25 protein-coding genes are annotated in these 23,080 nt (G+C 42.2%); 8 read left to right on the top strand and 17 right to left on the bottom strand.

What is annotated here, in order from left to right:
* Position 1: 1 nt before the first annotated feature.
* The 4 genes from Q7A53_RS16985 to Q7A53_RS17000 all read left to right on the top strand — a co-directional run bounded on the left by Q7A53_RS16985 (position 2) and on the right by Q7A53_RS17000 (position 2,745).
* A complete protein-coding gene (locus tag Q7A53_RS16985; RefSeq protein ID WP_411790382.1) occupies positions 2–658 on the top strand; it encodes an ATP-binding cassette domain-containing protein in 657 nt (218 codons plus the stop codon).
* Between the two features lie 4 nt (positions 659–662).
* Complete coding sequence (locus Q7A53_RS16990; RefSeq protein ID WP_411790383.1) at positions 663–1,166, top strand: hypothetical protein; 504 nt, start codon at positions 663–665, stop codon at positions 1,164–1,166.
* A 161-nt stretch (positions 1,167–1,327) separates the two neighbouring features.
* Positions 1,328–2,617 (top strand): helix-turn-helix domain-containing protein, encoded by a 1,290-nt coding sequence (locus Q7A53_RS16995; protein WP_411790384.1) that lies wholly within the window; start codon positions 1,328–1,330, stop codon positions 2,615–2,617.
* Complete coding sequence (locus tag Q7A53_RS17000; protein WP_411790385.1) at positions 2,614–2,745, top strand: hypothetical protein; 132 nt, start codon at positions 2,614–2,616, stop codon at positions 2,743–2,745. Before Q7A53_RS16995 ends, Q7A53_RS17000 begins: the two co-directional genes overlap by 4 nt.
* Positions 2,746–2,818: 73 nt before the next feature.
* On the opposite strand, the gene Q7A53_RS17005 is transcribed toward Q7A53_RS17000, so the two are convergent.
* The 10 genes from Q7A53_RS17005 to Q7A53_RS17050 all read right to left on the bottom strand — a co-directional run bounded on the left by Q7A53_RS17005 (position 2,819) and on the right by Q7A53_RS17050 (position 12,911).
* Positions 2,819–3,508 (bottom strand): LrgB family protein, encoded by a 690-nt coding sequence (locus Q7A53_RS17005; RefSeq protein WP_411790386.1) that lies wholly within the window; start codon positions 3,506–3,508, stop codon positions 2,819–2,821.
* Positions 3,505–3,870, bottom strand: coding sequence for a CidA/LrgA family protein (locus Q7A53_RS17010; RefSeq protein ID WP_411790387.1), 366 nt, complete (start codon positions 3,868–3,870; stop codon positions 3,505–3,507). The genes Q7A53_RS17005 and Q7A53_RS17010 overlap by 4 nt, the downstream gene beginning before the upstream one ends.
* 169 nt (positions 3,871–4,039) lie before the next feature.
* A complete protein-coding gene (locus Q7A53_RS17015) occupies positions 4,040–4,744 on the bottom strand; it encodes a YesL family protein (protein WP_411790388.1) in 705 nt (234 codons plus the stop codon).
* Between the two features lie 18 nt (positions 4,745–4,762).
* Entirely contained in the window at positions 4,763–5,806 is a 1,044-nt protein-coding gene (locus tag Q7A53_RS17020) for a LacI family DNA-binding transcriptional regulator (protein WP_411790389.1), read from the bottom strand.
* Positions 5,807–5,827: 21 nt separating this feature from the next.
* Complete coding sequence (locus Q7A53_RS17025; RefSeq protein ID WP_411790390.1) at positions 5,828–6,652, bottom strand: carbohydrate ABC transporter permease; 825 nt, start codon at positions 6,650–6,652, stop codon at positions 5,828–5,830.
* Entirely contained in the window at positions 6,652–7,512 is an 861-nt protein-coding gene (locus Q7A53_RS17030; protein ID WP_411790391.1) for a carbohydrate ABC transporter permease, read from the bottom strand. The genes Q7A53_RS17025 and Q7A53_RS17030 overlap by 1 nt, the downstream gene beginning before the upstream one ends.
* 140 nt (positions 7,513–7,652) lie before the next feature.
* The gene (locus Q7A53_RS17035; RefSeq protein WP_411790392.1) at positions 7,653–8,957 is read right to left on the bottom strand and encodes an ABC transporter substrate-binding protein; all 1,305 of its coding nucleotides are present in this window, start codon (positions 8,955–8,957) and stop codon (positions 7,653–7,655) included.
* Between the two features lie 290 nt (positions 8,958–9,247).
* Complete coding sequence (locus Q7A53_RS17040; protein ID WP_411790393.1) at positions 9,248–10,225, bottom strand: Gfo/Idh/MocA family protein; 978 nt, start codon at positions 10,223–10,225, stop codon at positions 9,248–9,250.
* 100 nt (positions 10,226–10,325) lie between these two features.
* The gene (menC, locus tag Q7A53_RS17045; protein WP_411790394.1) at positions 10,326–11,453 is read right to left on the bottom strand and encodes an o-succinylbenzoate synthase; all 1,128 of its coding nucleotides are present in this window, start codon (positions 11,451–11,453) and stop codon (positions 10,326–10,328) included.
* A 21-nt stretch (positions 11,454–11,474) separates the two neighbouring features.
* Complete coding sequence (locus Q7A53_RS17050) at positions 11,475–12,911, bottom strand: YfcC family protein (protein WP_411790395.1); 1,437 nt, start codon at positions 12,909–12,911, stop codon at positions 11,475–11,477.
* Positions 12,912–13,016: 105 nt separating this feature from the next.
* Between Q7A53_RS17050 and Q7A53_RS17055 the strand changes: the two genes are divergently transcribed.
* Together Q7A53_RS17055 and Q7A53_RS17060 are read left to right on the top strand one after the other, a co-directional pair.
* Complete coding sequence (locus tag Q7A53_RS17055) at positions 13,017–13,844, top strand: MurR/RpiR family transcriptional regulator (protein WP_411790396.1); 828 nt, start codon at positions 13,017–13,019, stop codon at positions 13,842–13,844.
* Positions 13,844–14,968 carry a M20 peptidase aminoacylase family protein gene (locus Q7A53_RS17060; RefSeq protein ID WP_411790397.1) on the top strand — a complete coding sequence of 375 codons (1,125 nt, stop codon included), beginning with the start codon at positions 13,844–13,846 and terminating at the stop codon, positions 14,966–14,968. Before Q7A53_RS17055 ends, Q7A53_RS17060 begins: the two co-directional genes overlap by 1 nt.
* A gap of 118 nt (positions 14,969–15,086) precedes the next feature.
* Here the strand turns inward: Q7A53_RS17060 and Q7A53_RS17065 are convergent, their stop codons facing one another.
* From Q7A53_RS17065 to Q7A53_RS17075, 3 genes are all read right to left on the bottom strand, one after another.
* The gene (locus tag Q7A53_RS17065) at positions 15,087–15,587 is read right to left on the bottom strand and encodes a hypothetical protein (RefSeq protein ID WP_411790398.1); all 501 of its coding nucleotides are present in this window, start codon (positions 15,585–15,587) and stop codon (positions 15,087–15,089) included.
* A 26-nt stretch (positions 15,588–15,613) separates the two neighbouring features.
* On the bottom strand, positions 15,614–16,519 hold the full coding sequence (locus Q7A53_RS17070; protein ID WP_411790399.1) for an RCC1 domain-containing protein: 906 nt from the start codon (positions 16,517–16,519) through the stop codon (positions 15,614–15,616).
* Positions 16,520–16,670: 151 nt separating this feature from the next.
* Entirely contained in the window at positions 16,671–16,925 is a 255-nt protein-coding gene (locus Q7A53_RS17075) for a hypothetical protein (RefSeq protein WP_411790400.1), read from the bottom strand.
* Positions 16,926–17,275: 350 nt separating this feature from the next.
* On the opposite strand from Q7A53_RS17075, the gene Q7A53_RS17080 reads away from it, so the two are divergent.
* Complete coding sequence (locus tag Q7A53_RS17080; RefSeq protein ID WP_411790418.1) at positions 17,276–17,746, top strand: sigma-70 family RNA polymerase sigma factor; 471 nt, start codon at positions 17,276–17,278, stop codon at positions 17,744–17,746.
* Positions 17,739–18,620, top strand: a complete 882-nt coding sequence (locus Q7A53_RS17085) for a DUF4367 domain-containing protein (protein WP_411790401.1) — start codon at positions 17,739–17,741, stop codon at positions 18,618–18,620. Before Q7A53_RS17080 ends, Q7A53_RS17085 begins: the two co-directional genes overlap by 8 nt.
* A gap of 184 nt (positions 18,621–18,804) precedes the next feature.
* On the opposite strand, the gene Q7A53_RS17090 is transcribed toward Q7A53_RS17085, so the two are convergent.
* The 4 genes from Q7A53_RS17090 to Q7A53_RS17105 form a co-directional block, all read right to left on the bottom strand.
* Positions 18,805–20,148 carry a GH1 family beta-glucosidase gene (locus Q7A53_RS17090; RefSeq protein WP_411790402.1) on the bottom strand — a complete coding sequence of 448 codons (1,344 nt, stop codon included), beginning with the start codon at positions 20,146–20,148 and terminating at the stop codon, positions 18,805–18,807.
* 22 nt (positions 20,149–20,170) lie between these two features.
* The gene (locus Q7A53_RS17095) at positions 20,171–21,178 is read right to left on the bottom strand and encodes a LacI family DNA-binding transcriptional regulator (RefSeq protein ID WP_411790403.1); all 1,008 of its coding nucleotides are present in this window, start codon (positions 21,176–21,178) and stop codon (positions 20,171–20,173) included.
* Between the two features lie 78 nt (positions 21,179–21,256).
* Positions 21,257–22,060 (bottom strand): carbohydrate ABC transporter permease, encoded by an 804-nt coding sequence (locus Q7A53_RS17100; RefSeq protein WP_411790404.1) that lies wholly within the window; start codon positions 22,058–22,060, stop codon positions 21,257–21,259.
* Positions 22,061–22,092: 32 nt separating this feature from the next.
* Complete coding sequence (locus tag Q7A53_RS17105) at positions 22,093–23,046, bottom strand: carbohydrate ABC transporter permease (protein ID WP_411790405.1); 954 nt, start codon at positions 23,044–23,046, stop codon at positions 22,093–22,095.
* Positions 23,047–23,080 lie beyond the last annotated feature (34 nt).

Raw genomic sequence — 23,080 nt, forward strand, 5'->3', positions numbered from 1 at the left:
TATGAGTTATAAAATAGAACTGAGCGGGGTATCGAAATCGATTAAAGGAATAAAGGTTCTCGATTCGATCGACCTTCAATTAGAAGCTGGAAAAATATACGGTTTTCAAGGAAAGAATGGTTCTGGCAAAACGATGTTGTTCCGGACGATATGCGGCCTGATCCTTTCCACTGAAGGGGAAATCAGAATTGACGGGGAAAAACTCGGGAAGGATTTATCGTTTCCAAGGAGTGTTGGAATATTGATTGAATATCCTGGTTTCTTATCTCAATATACAGGACTTAAAAACCTTCAAATTATCGCAAGTATTAAAAATGAGATCAGTGAGAAGGAAATTAAAAAAAGCATTGCAAAACTGGGATTAGATCCAATGGACAAGCGAAAATACAGGAAATATTCGTTAGGAATGAAGCAGCGGCTGGGCATCGCTCAAGCGATTATGGAGAATCCCGATATTCTTATTCTGGATGAACCTACGAACGCCCTGGACGAAGCAGGGGTCACATTAGTGAGAGATCTGCTTATCAAGCTGAGAAATGAAGGGAAAACTATCCTCATAGCCAGTCATGATAAAGAGGAGCTTGAGTGGTTAGTAGATGAACAATACACAATGGAAAACGGAAAAATAATCCATTTCAAATCTGTACAAGAGGTGTAATCCTATGAATTTTATAAAAAAATATAAATGGATGCTCAGCGCTGCTTTCCTATTATTTGCTGCAATTGCTGGATTTCAATTTCATCGGGTGAATGCAGACATTCCATCTCAGCAGGTAAAAGTCTATGAAAAACAACAAAAAGTTACTTCTCCGACCGATCAATTAGTGACTGAGGTATCGTCTTACTCCATGAAAAAACCATCTGAAGTCAGCGCCAGGCTTTCAGACGCAAACGGATATAAAGTATATCTCGTAAAATTAAAGGTTAAGAATCCATCAGACCAAGATAAAAAAATTCCTTATCAAGAATACCAATTAAAGACAAACAGGTTTGCCAACTCAGCAGATTATGAATTAGCGAGAAATTACAACGACTCTTTTTACATTCCCGCCCAACAAACAAAAGAATACATCATCCCTTTTATTGTGCCAGGGGGAGTCCATGCATCAAATCTGCGATTGGTCCTTTCCTCTGAAGGAAATGTCAGAACGGAAGCTGCCTTATAACTTGATCTCATTTTTGTGAACAGACTCTCCTAAGGGGTCTGTTTTTTTGAATCATTAAATCCGTATCAATTCTCCCTCATGTTTACATTAATTTTACATTCTAAACTCTTACGCCAATGGTATCTTTCCAGTACAATTTAATCTGGGGGCAGGTGGATGGTATGGAGAATTTAGGATCTTATATTAAATATTTTAGAAAGAAAAACAAAATCACTCAAAGGGAGTTAGCGAAGGGAATTATTTCTGTTTCCTACCTTTCACGAATTGAAAATAATATCGAGCAGCCCAGCCGGGAAATTTCAAACTTATTGAAAGATCGGTTAGGAATTCAGGAGAATGAATTGCAAACCAGTCAAAACGTTGTTCAACAATTGAAGAAGTGCTACAAAGAAATTGCAGAGAAAAAACTGGACAGTGCCTCTAAACGCTTAAAAAGTTATGAAAAACTTATGGTCAATCAAAAAAGCCTGGTCTCTGACTACTATTACAAAGTCGTACGCGCCTTCTACTGTTTATACAATCAGGAATTCACAGAAGCTGCACATTTACTTGCAGGCATAGGAGAAATAGAGCTAGTATCTTTGGATAAAGAGGGATTATATTATTACTCTCGAATCAAAGCTCTCCATGACTTTTATCAGCAGAAGTATGAGTCCGCTTATAAGCTTCTCAACGAAGCCCGTAGCCTCCGTTCCCGCTTAACTGATAATGAGGCATGGGAGACAGCGGAGCTAAACTATATATTGGGCCTTACAACGTCGAAGCTGAGACTCGATCCCTTATCGATTCATTACACGAGGGAGGCTCTTGCCTTCTATCAGACCACTTATCATTTTAAGCGGTCTGCCCAATGCCACCTCTTATTAGGGATTACATATGAACGAACAAATTTAATCACGATCGCTAAAGAACAGTTATCCAAAGCGATCAAGATTGCGAAAAATATCGACGACACCCTATTGATCAGTAAAGCCTGCCATAATTTAGCCCATCATTTTGTAACAAAGGGAGAGTCTTTAAGGGCAATCGAAGAATTTCAAATATGTTACGACTATAAATTGAAGGCGAACGTCCCGGACCACCTTCTCCTCTCGACCATTTTTTGTATGGTGACGGAGTACTATCGTTTAGAGGAATATATCGAATGCAGGAAGTGGGCGGAACAAGGACTTGAAATAATACGAATGAATGAGTATGACCACTCTTATTATTATCACTTTCAAATTCTTCTAAAATATATTAAGGTTGAACCCGATTTTGAAACCTTTGCATCCGACCATGCCATCCCACATTTTCGTTCTATTTCCAAAATGGAATATGTCGTCCGTTACACGCATTTGCTCGGCAGCTATTATCAAAGCCTTCACAAATATAAGCAAGCAGCAGCGTGTTATGAAGAAAGCTTAGCTTTATTTAATTCGAAATTTTATACAAAGGGGCTGTTATTATGATCGTTCCTGCCAAAATGCCCTCCCCTTCTCTTAACCCACTGCCAGACAAAGATGACTCGCTTCCTTGTGAACACGAACGAATCAGTCCGGCATCTCCTAGCGATGAACATGACTACCCTGATATTTAACCATGGGACAGGGGGGACAGGTACAGATGTCCCAAAATTGGGACACACGTACCTGTCCCCCCCTGTCCCCCTACTATAGCAGCAGCAGCGTCAGTCCTGGCGCAATAATTGATACGATCACCGCACTCAAAATCATCGCCACCGTACTGATGGAGCCTTCCAGCGTATCCCGCTCCATCGCGGTCGCTGTTCCGATTGCGTGTGACGCACTTCCCATCCCGACACCGCGGCCGATTCGGTGAGTGAGTCTGCTGTATCGCATCACAAACGGGTGAATCAACATGCCGCCAATACCAGCGATCATCACGAATACGGCCGTGAGCGGCATCACACCGCCTGTAGACTCAGAGATCGACATCGCGACAGGAGTGGTCACGGATTTTGGCACAATCGAATGGATAATCAGGCTGCTGAACCCTGCCCATTTACTTAGCAGCAGTCCGGAACCGATTCCAACGACCGCTCCGACCGTGGTTCCCGTCACAATCGGAAGCAGCATCTGTTTCAAAATGTCTCTATACTGATAGAGCGGATAAGCAAGCGCCACAACCGCAGGACCTAAAAGATGATTGATCCATTGGCCGCCGATCATGTACGTATCATAAGACAGATGAAACAGCAGCAGAACCGCTATAATCACGACGGTCGAGACGATCACCGGTGTCGTGTAGATGCGGCGGTGTTTTCGGTAAAGACGGATGGAAACGAGGTAAGCAGCAATCGTAAACCCCGCCATAAATAAAGACAGCAAGATATCCTTCATGCTTGTTCCCTCCTTCGTACCATCCACTGGGTCACCAGTCCAGCCAGCGCCATAACAAGAGCCGTGCTGAAGAGACCGATCCCAATCAGCAATACCCCTTTTCCTTTAAATACATACGCATAACTCATCACACCGACCGTCGCAGGTATGAAAAAGAAAGGCAGGTGCTTAATCATGAACGAGATCCCCCGCTGAAAGATCCGTTCGGGCACTACTTTTAGAGATAGTAAAATAAACAGCAGAATAAGTCCGATGACACTGCCTGGGATGAATAAGTGAAACAAGTTTTGAATGGCTGTGCCAACTAAATATATAGCGTACAATCCGGCAATTTGTAAGAGGATGATGATTCCTTTATCCAACGTAAATCCTTCTTTCTAATCGTGTTGGGGACGGTGGGGACAGGTACGGATGTCCCAGAGGGACACACGTACCTGTCCCCACTGTCCCTTTGTTATGATATCTCTTATTCCAGTTCATTTACAAGGATAAGAATTGGCATCGGAAATTTAAAAACAGCGCTGCCTTCCATCAGGAAGCGGCGCTGTTTGGTTTATTTTCTGTATTTAGCTTAAGATACAGCCGATAAAAAGCTGAAAATGCCAAGAAGGCTATGATGATTCCAGAAAATATTGGAATCATTAACGGAAACACATACAAGCTAATCGACAAAATCACTAGAAAGCTAATAGCGACTGCTCCAAAGAGAACAGGACTTGAAAATGTTGTCAGGAACGCCTTCTTGAGCAGCGGCTTTACGTTCATATCAAAATGGACGAGCACGGAGAAAAAATTAATCGTAAAGACTGCCAGCAGAAGAGCCAGAATGAAAAACAGGTTCATCAGCAGATGGCTCTTCATGGAAAAATAATAAAGGTCTCCGGCAAGAACAGCCCAGAATAAGGTGAGGACAACCCCTCCACGGAAGCTTTTTTTATAATTTTCCTTGTAATACGATAAATATGACCGCTCTTTTTCCTCTTCCTTCGGGATAATCCAGGAGCGGGCTTTGGCGAACAGAGCCGCCGTCGCGGGAAAGAAGAACACTGGCAAACCTACAAGTAGAGGAGGCAGGACATAGAGCCATTGCTCTGCCTGCTCCAAGTCGAGCATTCTGAGAACGATCCACCAGATCGGCAGGCTGAACAGGATCCACTGAAGGTTGGCCAGGGCAAATCTTGAAATCCATAAACTAACGGCGTACATGCCGCTTTGAAGGCCTGATGACTGATTCATGTTCTTCTCCTCCTCTAGTTATACCGGTTTGTGCTGCGAATGGGTCCGGTTCTCACAGGATTGCCGTTCAATAATGACGGTCGGAATGATGATGCTTTTCATAACGGCAGATGGATCATTCAATAGATCAATCAAATTCTTAGCCGACTCATGTCCCAGCTGATAGGATTGGGTATCGACTGTCGTTAACGGCGGATTGGCAAGCGTTGATATCATCGTATTGTTAAACCCAATAATACTCATTTCTTCCGGAAGCTTAAGTCCTTTTCTTTCCATATAACGCATCACCTTTAAGGCATGGTAATCATTCGTGATGACAAGAGCTGTGGGAGGTTCCGGCAAAGCCAGAATCTCCTCGACAACCCGCTCGGTACCATCGGATTCCTGTTCAATATTCTTGATCACACCTTCTTCTAGCTCCAGATCTTTGCTGAGTAAGGCTTGTTTGTATCCTTCTAAACGATCCCTGGCCACTTCGAAGCTTGAGTCGCCGCCGATAAATCCAATTCTTTCATGCCCCATCTTCAGTAAGTACTGGGTGGCCTCTTTACTTGCCTGCACATTGTCATTATCGACGAACAAGGTTTCATTGGCTCTTTCCACAGGTTTCCCAAGCATCACAAATGGCATCTGGTTCTCCCTCAGAAAAGGCACCACTTGGTCATCCTCTTTCGAATACAGCACAATCACGCCGTCCACCCGCTTGCCTTTGACCATTTTTTCAACTTCTTTAAAAATGGACGCTTCGTTATTTCCAGTGGTTAAATAAATGCTGTAATCCTGTTCATGGGAAGCCTCACTGATCCCTCTCAGGAGCTCTGTAAAAAACAAATTATCAGAAGAATTGATGGTAGAGACTTTCGTCACAATCCCAATCGTCTTCGTTGACTGGCTGACGAGAATTCTTCCATTATAGTTGGGATGGTAGCCAAGCTCCTCCATCACCGCTCTTACTCTTCTTTTAGTATCCTCGCTGATCTTTGGACTATCAGAGATGACTCTGGATACCGTCGAAGTAGCAACCTTGGCTTTGCTTGCTACATCTTTAATCGTTACGTTCATGCTCACCTACTCCTCAAATTCCTATTTCACCGCACCCTCCGATACTCCGTTTATAATCTGCTTCTGAGCAAAGAAGTATCCAATAATGACGGGAATAATCGCAATCGTCAGCCCGGCCAGCGCTAGATGCCATTGCTTCGTATACTGGCCAAAGAAATAAAACATCTTTAATGGAATCGTAGCATTATTTTCACTTAGGACCAAAGACGGAAGCAGGTAATCGTTCCAAATCCAAATCGTATTGAGAATTCCTACCGTTACAGAAATCGGTTTTAACAACGGAAAGATAATGTACCAGAAGGTTTGAAACCGGCTGGCCCCATCGATAATCGCCGCTTCATCCAGTGACTTCGAAATACCGGCTAACGCTCCATGATAAAGGAAAATGGATAAACTGCAGCCAAATCCGAGATACATGAAGATAAGCCCTGCCCCATTGAGCATATTTGCCTGGCCAAAGATTGACACCAGCGGAATCATCACCGATTGGAAAGGAATCAGCATCGCCGCTACGAAAATAAAGAAAATAAACCCGCTCAATTTACTTTTATTCCGTGCTAACGCGTACCCCGCCATCGAGGAGAACAAGATGATAATCGCAATACTCATTCCTGTAATCAGCACGGAGTTAAACAGCGATTTTAGAAAATCCAGATCATTGAACGCCTGAACGAAATTATCGAAGACTACCTTGGCCGGAACACCAAGCACCCCTTCGAAAATTTCCCGCTTCGTCTTAAACGCATTAACAATCATTAAATAAAAGGGAGAAATCCACAGTAATCCAAGTAAAATGCCGAGGATCTCAATAATGACCTTATTTCTCTTTTCCTGATTCTTCTTCATTATAGGTCAACCTCCTTCTTCTTGTTGTAATACACTTGAGAAAGGGCAATCACCGCAACGATCAAGAAGAAGATGACCGCTTTCGCCTGAGCGTAAGCCATCTGGTTGTCTGAGAATGCGGTTTTAACAATTTCCATCGCCACCATCTGAGTAGAGTTGAAGGGGCCGCCATTGGTCAGCGACAAGTTCTGGTCATAAATTTTGAACGCGGTCGAAAGGGTTAAAAACATACTAACAGTAAAGGCGGGAGCGACGAGCGGAAACGTTACGTTACGAAAACGCTGCATGCTGCTTGCGCCATCAATCTTAGCCGCTTCGATCAGTTCTTTCGGGATATTCTCCAAGTAAGCAATATAGATAATCATAATGTAACCTGCCATCTGCCAGGATGTTAAGATCACAAGTCCCCAGAAGCCTGTCGCCGTCGTGGAAAGCCAGCCATCCAGGCTTTCGATGCCTGTCAGGTTGGACAAGTCACTAAATACACTTACGAAAATAAACTGCCAAATAAAACCGAGAATTAGCCCGCCTATTAAGTTCGGCATAAAAAACACGGTACGAAGTGCGTTGTTCGATTTGATTTTTCTGGTCACGAGCATAGCCAGTCCCAAACCAAACACGTTCAGAAGAATCACCGTGACCACAGCGAATTTCACCGTAAACCAAATCGAATCTAAGAACTCGGATTCGTGGAATAAGTTCATATAATTTTTAAAACCAATAAATTTATCCGCCGCCAGTCCGTTCCAGTCGGTAAACGAATAAATAAAGCCATAAATAAATGGAATCACGACCACAATTCCTAAACCGAGAATCACCGGGGTGAGAAAAAGCCAAAATGACAAACTGCGATTGCGCATATGTCCGCCTCCTAATATGTTGTAAATCGTTCCTTCACTATCTTCACTATTAAATGAGGCACCTCTCGTTTAATAGAAAAAATAGGGAAAGACCGCCGGCAAAAGGAAACCCTCCCTGCTGCCGGCTCTTCCTCTCTTGACTATTGACGTGCGTCTTCCCAATCTTTCGTTGCTCGTTTCTCTACTTCATCCCAAGAAATATCGCCGGCAATGTATTCCTGAATCGCTACGCCAACCGAACCTTCCGTCCAGCCTGTTGGAGCTCCCATAAAGACCCATCCTAACGTTTTGCCGTCTTTGGCATAGTTATAAATCTCTTGAGAAATAGGGTCCGCGATCTCCATGTCTTCATAGCCTTCATAAGCAGGAATAAATTTGAACTCGTCCGTTACAAATTTCTTACCTTCATCAGAGGTGTACATCCAGTCTAAGAAATCTTTACTGGCTTGAACGACTTTATCATCAGATTCTTTATTGACTACCCAGTAGTTCGGTACGCCGACTGGAATGCTGCCTTCATAGCCTTTGACCGGAATCGGCATGAGTCCAACATTGTTCTTTGCAAAATCTTCATCCATAGACTCAATGGTGTTATACACCCAGTTCCCTTGCTGAATCATGGCTACTTTGCCTAAAGAGAAATACTGCTCAACTTGCTGAGAGTAATCAAGACTCAGCGTCGGCTGAATGGAATAATCATTCTGAATGTCCACGAATCGGTGCATCTTGTCACCCATTTCGAATTTAATCGTATCTGCTTTATACGCATCCATCACACTGTTGTTGAATTCATCCGCAATGTAGGCATTGGCTAAGTGGTTACCCAGCACCCATTTTTCTTTGGCCGGTAAAGCGAATGGAGCTTTAATGCCAAGCTCATCCTTTTTACTTTCCAGTTCCTTAGAAACCTTCTCTAAATCATCCAGACTCTTAATCGATTTAGGATCAATGCCGGCATCCTTAAATACCTTTTTGTTATAAAGAATACCGTAGCCTTCCTGGTTAAACGGAAGTCCAAGAATCTTGCCATCACGATCAACACTCGTCAGCGTGCCATCAAGAGCGGCCTTCGCTGCTTTCGTATCGGATACGTCTGCTAAGTATTTTTCATATTCATCTACATCAGTAGGACCGCCGACATTAAAGATGTCCGGCTCTTCACCGGATGAGAAAGAACTCTTCAATGAAGCACCATAATCATTTCCGCCGCCAACGGTTTTCACGTTGATGTTTACATCCGGATTTTCTTTTTCATATTTCTTTACCAGATCTTCGAATTGATCTTTAAACTCAACTTTAAATTGAAAAACATCGACCGTGACTCCGTCTCCAGACGAAGACCCTCCAGCCTCTTCACTGTCTCCAGCACCAAATGAACAACCAGATAAAGCCACACTTGCCGCTAACAATGCAGAAGCCATTCCTAACCGAAACTTATTCTTCATTCCACCACTCCTCAAAGTATTTAAATCAATGAATCCGCTTACACAAAACCCAAAAAATATATGAGTCTTAGAATGCAATTTTAATGCAGACGTTTGCATAAATGCTAAAAATAAAAATGCATTAATATAAACTGCATTAGTTATGAAGACGTTTGCATTCATTGATTTAATATTTAGATAAATCCTAACACGGATCTCCCAAAGGTACAACCTTATTTTTTTCTGGGACAGGGGGGACAGGTACGTTTGTCCCAAAAAATTGGGACAACTGTACCTGTCCCCCCTGTCCACTATTTATTCACTATCTCATCCATCACCCAGTTCGTTCTCGCGCCTGACACGCCGGTACTATAGCAGTGTCCATTTCCTGTTAAATCAGCGACCATGGTTTCAATCAGCGGCTGCTGTACGTGCTGCGGCCGTTCAAAGTTCCATTCCTGCCTTCCATCTGCCGTTGTCAACACAACTGGATCGTCTCCAAAGGTGGAAAAGGTAATCTTCCCTTTGCTGCCGACGATTTCATTCAAATCGACATCTTCAAAAGCAGTAAAGCACCACTTTCCTACACCGTGAACACCCGAATCAAATCGATACGTCCCCGTGACGATATCTTCCGCTTCGTACAAGCCTGCCTGATTCGAAGCAATTCCTTTTGCCTCCTTAATAGGTCCCAGCAGATAATCGAGAATATCGAGCGTGTGGCTGGCTAGATCGAAAAATAAACCGCCCCCGGCAAATTGAGGCTGCACCCTCCACGGTAGACTTTGCGAATCCTGTACATTTTCTCTTGCTTTCTGATATTGAGTGGAAGACACAAAACGTACATCGCCTATGCGCTGCTCATCTAATAACTCCTTAATCTTAAGAAATCTCGGCTGCGCCCTGCGGTAATAAGCTACATACAACGGAACCCCTGCCTTTTCACAAGCAGCGACCATCTCCTTGCACTCTTCCCAGCTACGGGCCATCGGCTTTTCTACATACACCGGTTTTCCTGCTGCAGCCACCTTCTGAGTGTACTCTTTGTGCGAGCCTGGCGGCGTGGCAATATACACCGCGTCCACTTCCGAATCGTTAATCAAGGCATCTGCGTCATCGTACCATTTCGGCACATGGTGTCTTTCTGCATAGTCTTTCGCAAGTTCCCCTGTTCTCCTCATCACGGCGACGAGCTCTGATTTTTCTGCTTTTTGAAAGGCGGGTCCGCTCTTTACTTCGGTGACGTCGCCACATCCGATAATTCCCCAGCGTACTTTTTCAAATTTCATAGAATGTGTTTCCTCCTTTAAAGAGAATGATGATTATCTATTATCCTTGATTTCTATAAAAAAAGCGCCCTATATTGGCGCTTTTTTCAGAATCAGATATTCAACCTACTTTTTTCGAATTCTGTTTAAATACTTTTCTTTCCAAAGTATGTTTTTCAATCTCGTTTTTATTCACATCGAAACCAATTCCGGGGCCATTAGGAACATCTACTCTTCCATTTTCCGCAACTACTTCCGGCTCAATAATATCATTTTCCCAGTATCTTGCGGAGGATGCCGTGTCACCAGGAAGTTTGAAATTAGATAATGACGTAATAGCTATATTATGCGCTCTCCCAATTCCTGATTCAAGCATACCTCCACACCATAGGGGGATATTTTCATTTTCACAGAGGTCATGAATCTTTTTAGCGTTTGTTAATCCTCCCACCCTCCCAATTTTCATGTTGATAATCCCACAACTTACTAATTCTATTGCCTGCCTAGCATTTTCAAGGGAATGTATACTTTCATCAAGGCATATAGGAGTCTCTAGTTCTTCTTGCAATTTAGCATGATCAACAAGATCTCCTGCTGTCAAAGGCTGTTCAATCATCATCAGATCAAATTTATCCATTTCTTTTAGTGTCTTCATATCTTCTAATGAGTAAGCATTATTTGCATCTACCATTAAGGGGATATGCGGAAACTTATTACGTATTTGACTCAATACTTCTATATCCTTCCCAGGCATAATTTTGACTTTGATCCGTTTATATCCTTCTTCCTTTTTCTCGGCAATTAAATTCAGTAAATTTTCACTCTTACTTTCTATTCCTAAGCTAATTCCTACATCAACAGTTGATTTATTTCCGCCTAATGCTTTTGCTAATGAAATTCCTTTTGATTTTGCATATAGATCCCACACGGCCCCCTCCAAAGCTGACTTCGCCATATTATTTAGCTTATATAAATCAAATATTTCTTGTAGATCATCTGGATGATCTAATGAGTTTTCCAAAACTAATGGAATTAAAAATTTTTCTAACATTAACCAGCTAGATTGAGTAAACTCTTCGCTATATAGCGGCCGTTCAGAGGTCACACATTCTCCCCAACCTGATAGACCCTCTTTATTCTTAGCTTCAACTAATAAAAAGAAACGATTATGCTCTGTACCAAAACTAGTTGTAAAAGGGGTTTTCATTTTCATTTGCACTTTATACAAAATAATTTCATCGATGTTCATCAACAACATATCCTCTCTATATTAAATTGAACCCCAGCCAATCCAAACAGCAATAGCTAAATAGAAAGCACCTATTGCAAACCAAATCAAAACTAGCGGCATGATGTATTTAATCCATTTCGTCCATGGGATTCCAGCTATGGCGAGGTTAGCCATTAAAATACCGGATATTGGTGTAATAACATTAGTAAATCCGTCACCCATTTTATAGGCCTGCACTGCAACTTGACGTGTAATATCCATCAGATCTGCCAGCGGAGTCATAATTGGCATAACGATCGCCGCTTGCCCGCTTCCAGAGGAAACAAGAAGGTTAAATACACCATTCGCTAATAACATTACTATTGCGCCCCAAACACTTGAAAACGGTTCCATTATTGTTGCCATTCCTTGGACAACGGTATCTAAGATTTGACCATCTTGTAAAATCACCACAATTGATCGGGCCATACCAATGATTAATGCTCCGTAAACTAATCCTTTACATCCATTAAAGAATTCTTCTACTAATCTGTTAGGAGTAATTTTGGCTATTACTGCTGTTCCTAGTGAAATAACAATAAACATTGCTGCCATTTCATTAAGAGACCATCCGAATTGAAAAACTCCAAAAATATATATTCCAATTCCTACAGCTAACCAGGTAATAACCAGCTTATGTACACCAGTTAATTCTTTTGGAGTTTTATCCACGTTCTTTTCCTGGTGTTTTGGAAATCTATTATTACCTAATACACTTTTTCGAGGATCTTTCTTAACTTTGTTTGCATACCACCAAATATACAAAATAGTCGATGAAAGTACGGTAAGATAAATTAATATTCTAAATCCGATACCTGAAAATAGTGGTACTTGTGCAATTTGCTGGGCCATTCCGGTGGTTAATGGGTCTAAAAAAGCAGTATTAAACCCTGCGTAGGCTCCTAAGTAAATAATAGAAACCCCAACAACCGCATCTAATCTCATAGAACGAGCCATAATAATTCCAATTGGTATAAAGGCAATAACCGCATTGACAATGATACCTAAGGCTCCGAAGATAGAAAACAATGTGCAAACGATAATAATTAGCCAATATTCTTTGTTCTTTGTTTTATTAATCGTTTTCATAATTAAAGCATCAATGGCACCAGTATATTCTATTACTGCAAATGAGCCACCGATAATCAAAACCAAGAAAATCAAGCCCGCGGAATCAATCATACCTTGCTGGATGGCTCTGAATACTGCAATAAAGCTTGCTGGTTGTTGGCCAGTCCCATGATAACTATCAGGTATTACGGTTGTAATCCCATCTGTAGTTTCCCTATCAAAGCTCCCAGCAGGAATGAAATAGGTTGCAATAGCGGCTAAAACTAAAATTCCAAATAATATGACATAAGCATCTGGTAATCCTATTTTCTTCCTTTTTGACACCTGAGGTTCCTGTTCTTCAATTCGATCTTGTTGAGCACTCATTACTTTCCCTCCTATTTTCAGAAAATTTTTACTTGTATAAAAGTTTAATGAATTATATAATTTATTTCAATAGCAAATGTTGCAAAAACTTCAAAAGGTGAGATTATGAACCCAAAATACTTAACTAAGACAAAAGCAAAATTTCCAGATTTAACAAAAGGACTCAAAAAAGTTGCGGATCATCTAATTACAGATCCTATGATATTTGCCATACATCCGGCAAAAAAGGTAGGAAGCATAATAGGCGTAAGCGAAACTATGGTCATACGGTTTTGCAATACCATTGAATATGTGGGGTTTAAGGAGCTTCAAAAAGATGTAAGAAAGCATCTTTTAGACTTAAATCAAAATTCATTTGAGACAGAAGACTATGCAAATAATGAGAATAATAACTACGTGGATAGCATGATCAGAGACATAAACAACATAAAAAAATATGTTGATGAAATAGATACAGAGAAAATCGATGCTATGACTGAAGAAATCATAAATAGCGATAAATTAGTCATTGCAGGTTATTATCACTCATTCACTTTCGCTCATTGGCTTTACTTTAATTTAAATTATATTTTAGGAAATGCTTCTCTCTATCGACCCGAAACAGATGCTGGATTACTAGACTTACTTCCAGAGAAATCTTGTATTATAGTTTTTTCTTTCTATCGATACGCACTTGATACACTTCGTCTTGCGGAAGAAGCAAAAAGCAAGGGTATTAAAGTGATCACTATAACAGACTCCCAAGTCGCACCCATTGTTGAATTCGCAGATATCGTTGTTCCCATTCATGTATCTAATAAAAATTTATTCAGTAAGGGGCCAGTCACCATCTCTCTAATAGATGCTATTTTAAATGAAGTGATAGAGAGAGTAGATGAGAGGGCAATAATACATGAAACTTATAAATATTTCATAAAGGATGGTGAAGAATAATGAAGAATCTTATTGAAGAACAGGTTAAGGAAACTTTTCATTATTTACATGAAAATGCAGAAGTTAGTTGGAAAGAAGTTGAGACCACAAAATATATTAAAGAAATACTAGAAAAAAACGGATGTAAGGTTCGAACGTTTGAGGATTGTACTGGTTTAGTTGGTGAATTCGGAAATTTCGAAAGCAACTTACCAATAGTGGGTGTTCGGGCTGATATTGATGCATTGTGGCAGGAAGTGGATGGAGAATTTAAAGCAAATCATTCATGTGGACACGATTCTCATATGGCAATGGTGCTTGGTGTATTGTGGAAACTAAAACAGAATAGTAATTTAAAAGATAAAGTTGCAGTGAAATTTATTTTTCAACCTGCAGAAGAGAAAGGTGCGGGAGCGTTAAAGATGGTCGAAGAACAAGTAGTTGACGACGTCGACTACTTATTTGGAATACATCTAAGACCAATTCAAGAAACTGACATGGGACGAGCAACTCCAGTAATCGTACACGGAGCTGCCAAAACTATTAATCTAGAAATAAAGGGTGAAGATGCTCATGGAGCTCGCCCACACCTTACTAGTAATGCAATTGAAATAGGTTCAGAAATTGTAAACATGCTAGGAAAAATTCATCTAGATCCGCGCACTCCTCATTCAGTTAAGATGACGAAATTTCATGCTGGAGGTAAAAGCGCCAATATTATCCCAGGAAATGCATCACTATCATTGGACCTTCGAGCTCAAGACAATGAATTGATGGATAAACTAATTAAATCTGTCTATGAAATCTTAGATTCTGTTAAATCATTATACAATGTAGAAATTCTAACCAACTCTCATGGAATAGCCGCCGCTAAAACAAATGAAGAAGCAATCCAATTAATGGAAAAAGCTATTAAAGATACCTTGGGTGAAGATAAGGTAGACAAGCCTTTAATCACACCAGGAGGAGATGACTTTCACTTTTACACAATTAAAAGACCCGATTTAAAAGCAACAATGGTAGGCTTAGGGTGCGATTTGAAACCTGGTCTTCATCATCCTGAAATGACTTTCAATGAGGATTCTTTAATGGATGGGGTGAATATTTTATATCAGGCAATTTTAAATACTTACGGCATAAAATAACTGGCCATATTTGATGCTAATTCTTAGTTTTATGCACGCCGACACCAGGAAACTCACCTTCAAAATCAGCCCGAATAGATTTAATCCGTCTAAACGGGCTGATTTTATTCATGATTAATTAATCGAAGTTATTCTGAATAAGGATATCGATGTAAGAGGGCTCGATCGATACCTTCATATATTCATTGAAGTCTTCTTCGGCTTCACTCCAAGGAACATAAACTCCGTAAATTTCCTCCTCCTTATCATCCATATAGTATAAGGAGACAATATCACGGTAATTAAGGATACGTCCCAGAATGTTTGGACGATCCTGAACACGGTTACTAGTCGGGTTATCAATAAACATTCCTAGGGGGTACTCATAATTCTCAGGTATGTAGTTTAGTTCCATTTGGTCTTGATAATCAATTTGAAGACGAACGTAATTTGTATCGTAAGTTCTCACATTAGTCCTCTCTTTAAGAGGAGTGCACTCTAACTTTCGAATACGTTCTCTCGGGATTATGATTGACTCAATATTCTCAAACACCAATTCAATGAAACAAGTGTCTTTCATTATCCATTCCCCCAATTCACTTATAATCTTTAACTCTTCCTCATTGCTACGTTCTTTCATGGAGCTAACCCTTCTATTAAGAATATTTATTTAACACTATGTCCAGGCAACTGGATACCGTGCCAATCACTCACTTCACATTGACCATACTCATTATCCCCCACAGCAACCACAGTCCCATCTGATTTTAGACCAATTGTGTGGGCACAACCAGCTGCGATTGCCACGATATCGCGCCAATGGCTTACTTCGCATTGCCCCTGCTTGTTCATACCTGCTGCCATTACTGTGCCATCCGATTTTAGCCCGATCGTATGATAACTGCCCGTCGCGATCGCTACTATATCGCTCCAGCTATTGATATCGCCTTGATCATGCTTGTTCATCCCTGCCGCCACAACTGTCCCGTCTGATTTAAGGCCGACGGTATGAAGGTAACCCGCTGCAATCGCCGCTATATCGCTCCAGCCGTTTATATCGCATTGACCATAGCGGTTATTCCCTACTGCCTCCGTGGAACCATCCGATTTTAGCCCAACGGTATGCCAATCACCTGTCGTGATCGCCACCATATCATGCCAATCGCTTACATCGCTTTGACCTTCGTTATTTCGACCCGCAGCAACCGCGGTGCCATTCGATTTCAGCCCAATGGTGCGTCGCCATCCTGCTGCCACTGCTGCAATATCCCTCCAGTCGTTTATATCGCATTGACCATGCTTATTCCAGCCCGCAGCCATCACCGTGCCATCTGATTTAAGGCCGACGGTATGAGCGTTGCCTGTATTTCTCGCTCTATGTACGTTACCAGCCGCAACCGCCACGATATTTCGCCAGCTGCTCACCTCACATTGACCGTATTTATTGTCACCCACTGCAGTTACTGTTCCGTCCAATTTTAGTCCGACAGTATGACGATGCCCAGCGGCCAGAGATTGTTTAAGCATTCGTTTTAACGTTAATGGTTTTTCTTTTGGCGCACGATCATCCATGGTCTGCCTCCTTGCGTTAATTGATTCAGAAATTTTTTATCTGCCTTTATTTTATCATCAAAGGGTTGGTTTCATTTAAAAAAAGAACCAACAGATCATGCTCGAACTGTGATGTGAGAAGCAACTAGTCAATCCAACATATTCCTAACAGTTAATACTTTGGATTACTTGGCGATTCAGATTCATTTTGAGTTTTCTTAAATTCTTCTTCAATTTTATCAATAGTAAAGTACCATATGACGCTTATACCTAAGTAATACAAGGCCATTATGGAAAGGTTGTCTGTTAAATTTGTCCATAATGGCGTAGATAATACTAGCTGCCCCCAAGCAACAGCTACCACAAAGTAAGTTAGTGGTGTTATAACATGAGCAAATAGATAAAGAGTCTTTCTGAATTTACTCATCATTCTCCCTCCTATTAAAATGGCCTCCTGTCTGCCATGTACATTTTCCAAATAAATTTTTTGCCAGTAATACCAACAGCATTAGATAGAAATAGATGCTACACTTTGACTATCTACCATCACTACTTAAACAGTGTTCCATATCCACAGAATACTGTGAAAAGTTGATTTTTAAAATCACATAATTTATCAAAATCGTCCTTTATAAGACGATTTTTTTATTTTGAAAGAAATAATTAAAGCCAAATGAGGAGTCCGTTTGTCTAATAGATAGATAAGAAACAAAGAGAGGATGAACAATCATTATTCGTTTAGTAATTAAGGCGCAAAAAGGGAATGACCAAGCCTTTCTGGAACTTTTCCAGCTATACCAAGAAGATATATATCGTATTTCTTATGCTTACGTAAAAAATCAAGACGATGCTTTAGATGTAGTTCAAGAAGTGGCATACCGTTCCTTTAAAAAGATAGATACATTAAAAAGCCCAAAATATTTCAAGACGTGGTTAATCAAAATTGCCATCACTTGTTCCATTGATTTAATTAATAAAAATAAAAAAGTCATTCAATTGGATTCAATAGATCAAGAATTAATGGGTTCAAGAGATGAAGATACCTCCCTTTCTATTACCCTTAAAGGATTACTGGATCAATTAAATGAGGATGAAAAAAGTATCGTAATCTTAAAATCTTATCAAGGTTATACATTTAAAGAAATAGCAGCGTTATTGAATATGCCTTTAGGAACGGCCAAAACATTGTTCTATCGTGCATTACATAAACTTCGAAAGGATTTTAAGGAGGCTGATATGTGTGAATGAGATAAAAAGAGAATTGGAAAATATCGAGATTCCAAAAGAATTACATAACAGAGTTTCTTTAGGCGTGAAGCAAGCTAAAAGTGAGAAAAAAAGCAAGAAAAGATTCCCAAATTGGATACTTAGTTCTGTCGCTTCACTGATGATCATGGGTGCAGGAATTGCATTTGGTGGTCCATATATTGCAAATGCTGCCGGTTCACTAATCAATCAAATATTTGGTTCGGAAGAAAATTTAACACACGCTTATCCTGAGGAAAGTGAAGAAGAGATTGATTTCTTTGATAAAACTTTAGCCTATGCAAAAAAGTATTTAACAGAAAAAGAATTCACTAATTATAGCCAATTACTAAAAGAACAAACTGATATATTTAACAAGGTACAAAATGAAAACAGGAAATACCCGAACGCTGAAGAAGAGAAGAGATTGGATCAAATACAAGAATCAAAGCGAACTTACGAAAAGAAGTTTGCGCCAATACAATCCCAACAGCTGGCAAGTTTTCCTTTTACTAAACCAACTTATCTACCTGAAGGATACAAAAAGGTTTCTGAAAACTACTCTATTCATGATGGGAGTGAGGAACCAGTTGTTGATCTGGGTTATAGCAATGGAGAGACTAATTTTTCATTACTACAGATGGATATCAGCCAAGAAGATTACTTGGTTGATATGCAGGAGGCTGGTAAAACCAACACCTATTCTTTAAATGGATTTAAGTTTGAATATATTTCCACTCAAGACAAGAGTTTTAGCACGAAGGTCGGTATGAGGGTTGTTGTTCCAGAAAAAGGTTACAAAATCATACTCTCTACAGAAGTTCTGTCAAAAAAAGAAATGGAAAAAGTATTGCTATCTATGGTCAAAAGTAAGTGACCTTTCAAGAGGAGATTTCTATTAACTAATATTAAAAATGAACAGTACCAATAAAAAAATGCCCCAGCCGTTCACTAATGAACAGCTGGGGCACATCGTTTAAACCACTTGTTAATGAATTTATCTAATGGAAAGTTCCATTAAAAACTCCACGTCCATATACTCTTTAAGCATGACCCTTTTACTATACCTCAAACGCTTTCGCCTTCACCACTTCCTGATACCACAAGTAACTGTCCTTCTTCGTCCGCTCAAACGTATCAAAATTCACATGCACAATGCCGAACCGTTTATCATACCCTTCGGCCCACTCGAAATTATCGAGCAGCGACCAGACAAGGTAGCCCCGAATCGGCACTCCGGAATCCATCGCCCGTTTCAAAGCGGTCAGATGCTGCTTCAAGTAATCAATCCGCTCCTTGTCGTGTACTTCGCCGTTCTCCACTTCATGGTTGTAGCAGGCACCGTTTTCCGTAATATAAATCGGAACCTCGCCATACGTCTCGGTAATCGAACGGAGAATTTTGTAAAAGCCATCGGCATAAATCGGCCAGCCAATATCCGTTCTCCGTTCATCGAGCGGAATCTCCTCTAAATCAAACAGCCAGTTGCCTTCTGAGTATCTCCCCAGCCCGCCGGTATAATAATTGATGCCCATAAAATCAATCGGCTGAGCAATGATTTTCATATCTTCCTCGGTAGCATGCAGAACCGCATTATGTTTTTCAAACAGCTGAACGAGCCTGTCCGGATACGTTCCTATAAAGACGGGATCCATAAACCATTCTTTATGCCACATCAACGACGTGCGGCAGGCTTCCACATCTTCCTTCCGATCACTGAACGGCTCGGTCCAGGTGACGTTCGGGGCATAGCCAATTTCACCGTCCGGAACCAGCTTTCGAAACGACTGAACCGCAAGTCCGTGGGCCACAAGCAAATGATGGGCCACATCGACCGCCACTTGCAGATCTTTTTTTCCGGGCGCGTGCACGCCTAAATAATTGGATAAAAAGGAGGCACACCACGGTTCATTGATGGTCAGCCATTTCTTCACCTGACCGCCGAATTCCTTATACATCGCCTCGGCATAATATTGAAACGCTTCAGCCGTCTTGCGATTCTCCCAGCCGCCGTCCTCCTGCAGCACTTGCGGGAGATCCCAGTGGTACAGCGTAATCATCGGCTCGATGCCGCGGTCAAGCAGGGCCTGAATCAAGTTGCGATAATAAGCGACGCCTGCGGGGTTTAATTCTCCCGTTCCATCCGGGAGCACGCGGGACCACGAAATGGAGAAGCGATACAGATCGACGTCCAGCTCGTCTAATAACGCCACATCTTCTTCATACAAATGATAGCTATCACAGGCTTCGTCCCCAGTTTCGCCGTTTTTCACATTTCCGGGGGTATGGGCGAACACATCCCAAATGGAAGCGGACCGGCCGTCTTCAGCCGCCGCTCCTTCCACTTGATAGGAAGCGGTCGCGGCTCCCCACTTAAAGGCTTCAGGAAATTGTATCGTTGTCATTCGTTTATCCCTCCATCTATAATTACGTCGTTGTAGCGCGAATCACCAGCTCCGGATCGACTTTAACCGGATAGATTTCCTGCTGATCCTGAATCAGATCGCTCAGCATGTAAGCGGCCAGTTTACCAAGCTTCTGCTTATCCTGTTTCACAGTAGTCAGCTTCGGATCACTGTAACGGCAGGCTTCAATATCATCGCAGCCAATCAGCTCGATTTCATCCGGCACCGACACGCCCTCTTCTTTCATCGCTTGTAACGCGCCGAGCGCCATCATGTCGGACGCCGCAAAGACCGCTTCCGGCCGTTCCTTCCCTGCCAAAATTTCCTTCATCCGCAGGTAGCCGGTTTCTTCAAAGAAGTCGCCGTATTTGATCCAGTCCTCATGAATCTCCAGTCCGAATTTCTTCATAGAATCAAGCACTCCCTGATTCCTGATATTGGCCAGAAAAGAATGAGGATTGGCGCCGATATAAGCAATCTTTCGCTTTTGTTTCAAATATAAGTATTCAATCACTTCGGCCCCGATTTTCGTATTGTCCGTCATAATGTAACTGGACCTCGGACCCTTGAGCTCCAAATCGATGCCAATGCAGGGAATTTCACTCTTAGAAACTTCAAGAATGGCTTCTTCAATCTCATCCCCGGCAATGATCAGGCAGCCGTCCACGTGAAAATGCTTGCACCTCTCCAGGTATTTGCTTTCCCCCTGATAGAACTTCTCATTAGAAAAAAGCAGCAGATCGTAGCCTAACGCGCCGACCGATTTCTTAAAGGTATTCACCACTTCATTAAAAAACGGGTGCTTAAAATCGACGTTAATTTTGCCGGCATAAATCAGACCGATCAAATTCGATTTCTTTGTCGCCAGCGCCTTCGCGGAAAAGGTCGGCTGATACTGCGTTTCTTCAATGACTTTATAGACTTTCTGGCGGGTCGCCTCACTGATCCCTCCGTAGTTATTGATAATCTTCGACACGGTTGCAGGGGAAACTCCGGCCATTTTTGCAATATCCCTGATTGTTAAGTCCATCTGAACGACATCTCCTTCTGCCTTAAAGAACTCTCTTGTTGTATTTATTGTATCAACAATCAAAGATGCTGGCATGGTTTACTTAATGGATCCTTCGGTAATGCTCGAAATAAATAACCGGTTAAACATAAGGAAAATAATAATCAACGGCACCGTCGCCCAGAATACTCCGGACAGCAGCATGCCAAAGTCCACCCGGTACGCATTGTTCATCGTTGCAAGCGCCACCTGCAGCGTATAGGAGGCGGGCTCTCTTAGAACGGTAAACTGCCAGAGGAACTCTCCCCACACCAGCGTAAAGACGATAATCCCGAGCGTCGCAAAAGCAGGCTTGATAATCGGCAGTACAATGCTCCGGTATATTCTAAAGTTCGAGCACCCATCCAGCTTCGCCGCTTCGATCAGTTCATCCGGAACCGATTCACTAATGTACTGCCGCATAAGAAAGATGCCAAGCGGGTTTAACAGAAACAGCACCCCTGCACCCATCAATGAATCCAGCCAGCCCAGCTTCGACACTAAATAATACTGAGGAATGAGGCCGAGCTGAGGAGGAATCACCATCGTTAACAGGATGCAGATAAACAGCACATTCTTACCCGGGAACTTAAATTTAGCAAACGCAAAGCCCGCGAGCGAACTAATCAGCAGCACCCCGAGCGTGACCGTGCTGCACAACAGCACCGTATTCCACATCGCATGGAAAAAGGGCACCATATCGAGCACTTTTTTAAAATTGGCCACCAGCTGCGTTCCCGGCAATAGCGTTGGAGGGATGGAGTTATAGGCCGCACTCGGACGGGTCGCCATCACAAACATCCAGTAAAACGGAAAAATCGAGAACAGGGCAGCCGCTCCAAGAATCACGTAAATCACCGCCATGCCCGGAGACCTTCTTTGCTTCCCTTTCGTACTCATCGCTTCACCGCTCCCTTCTTCTTACGTCCAGCCCCGCTGGTTAACCACGTATTGAGTCCCGCGGCTCCTACAATGATGATCAGCAGCAGCACCGCGGTTGCGGATGCGGTCCCAAACGAGCCTAATTGGAACGCGTCCCGGTACAAATACATCACGACCGTCATCGCTTCATCGCGGTTAAACGCACTGGATCCAAGAAAGACCGTGGGTTCCGCGAACAGCTGCAACGCCCCTACCGTAGACATAAACACGGTCAGCATAATGAACGGCCGCAGCAGCGGCATCGTGATGTGGAGAAATTGCTGGGTTTTATTCGCTCCGTCAATCGTCGCTGCTTCATACAAATCTTTCGGGATACTTTGCAGACCCGCAAGATAAATGATCATGTTATAGCCGACCCAGCGCCAGAACACCATCAGCGAGATCGCAATCTTCGCGCCCCACTCCGACGTTTTCCAGCTGACCGGGTCAAATCCGAACAGCCCCAACGTATAATTGGCAAGCGCAGATTCATTGCTGGAGAAAAACACACCGAAGATTAACGCCACCGCAACCATCGAAGTGATGTATGGCATGAAAATCGTCACCCGGAAGAAATTCGTAAACTTCAGAGCCGCCATATTTAATAAATAAGCGAGAATGATTCCAACAACCAGCTGCGGCGCCGTGCCCATCAGTCCGATAATGACGGTGTTATATAAAGATTTCCAAAACAGCGGATCCTGGATGACCAAAGCGAAGTTGCCAAACCCGACATACTCCATCGCCCCGAGCCCGTTCCATTTCTGAAAGGCGAGCACAATGCTGAAAATGGCCGGATACAGCCCAATCACGCCAAAGACAATAAAGAACGGCGCCACATATAAGTAACCGGAAAGCATGTCTTTCTTACGTTCCGATAAACGTCTCGTTTTCTTAGCAGCGTATACTTGCTTCTCTACACTTTCCATTGCTTCTCCCTCCTATATAAGAGGGCCAGATGAA

Source organism: Halobacillus rhizosphaerae (assembly GCF_046719735.1).
Classification (GTDB): domain Bacteria; phylum Bacillota; class Bacilli; order Bacillales; family Halobacillaceae; genus Halobacillus_B; species Halobacillus_B rhizosphaerae.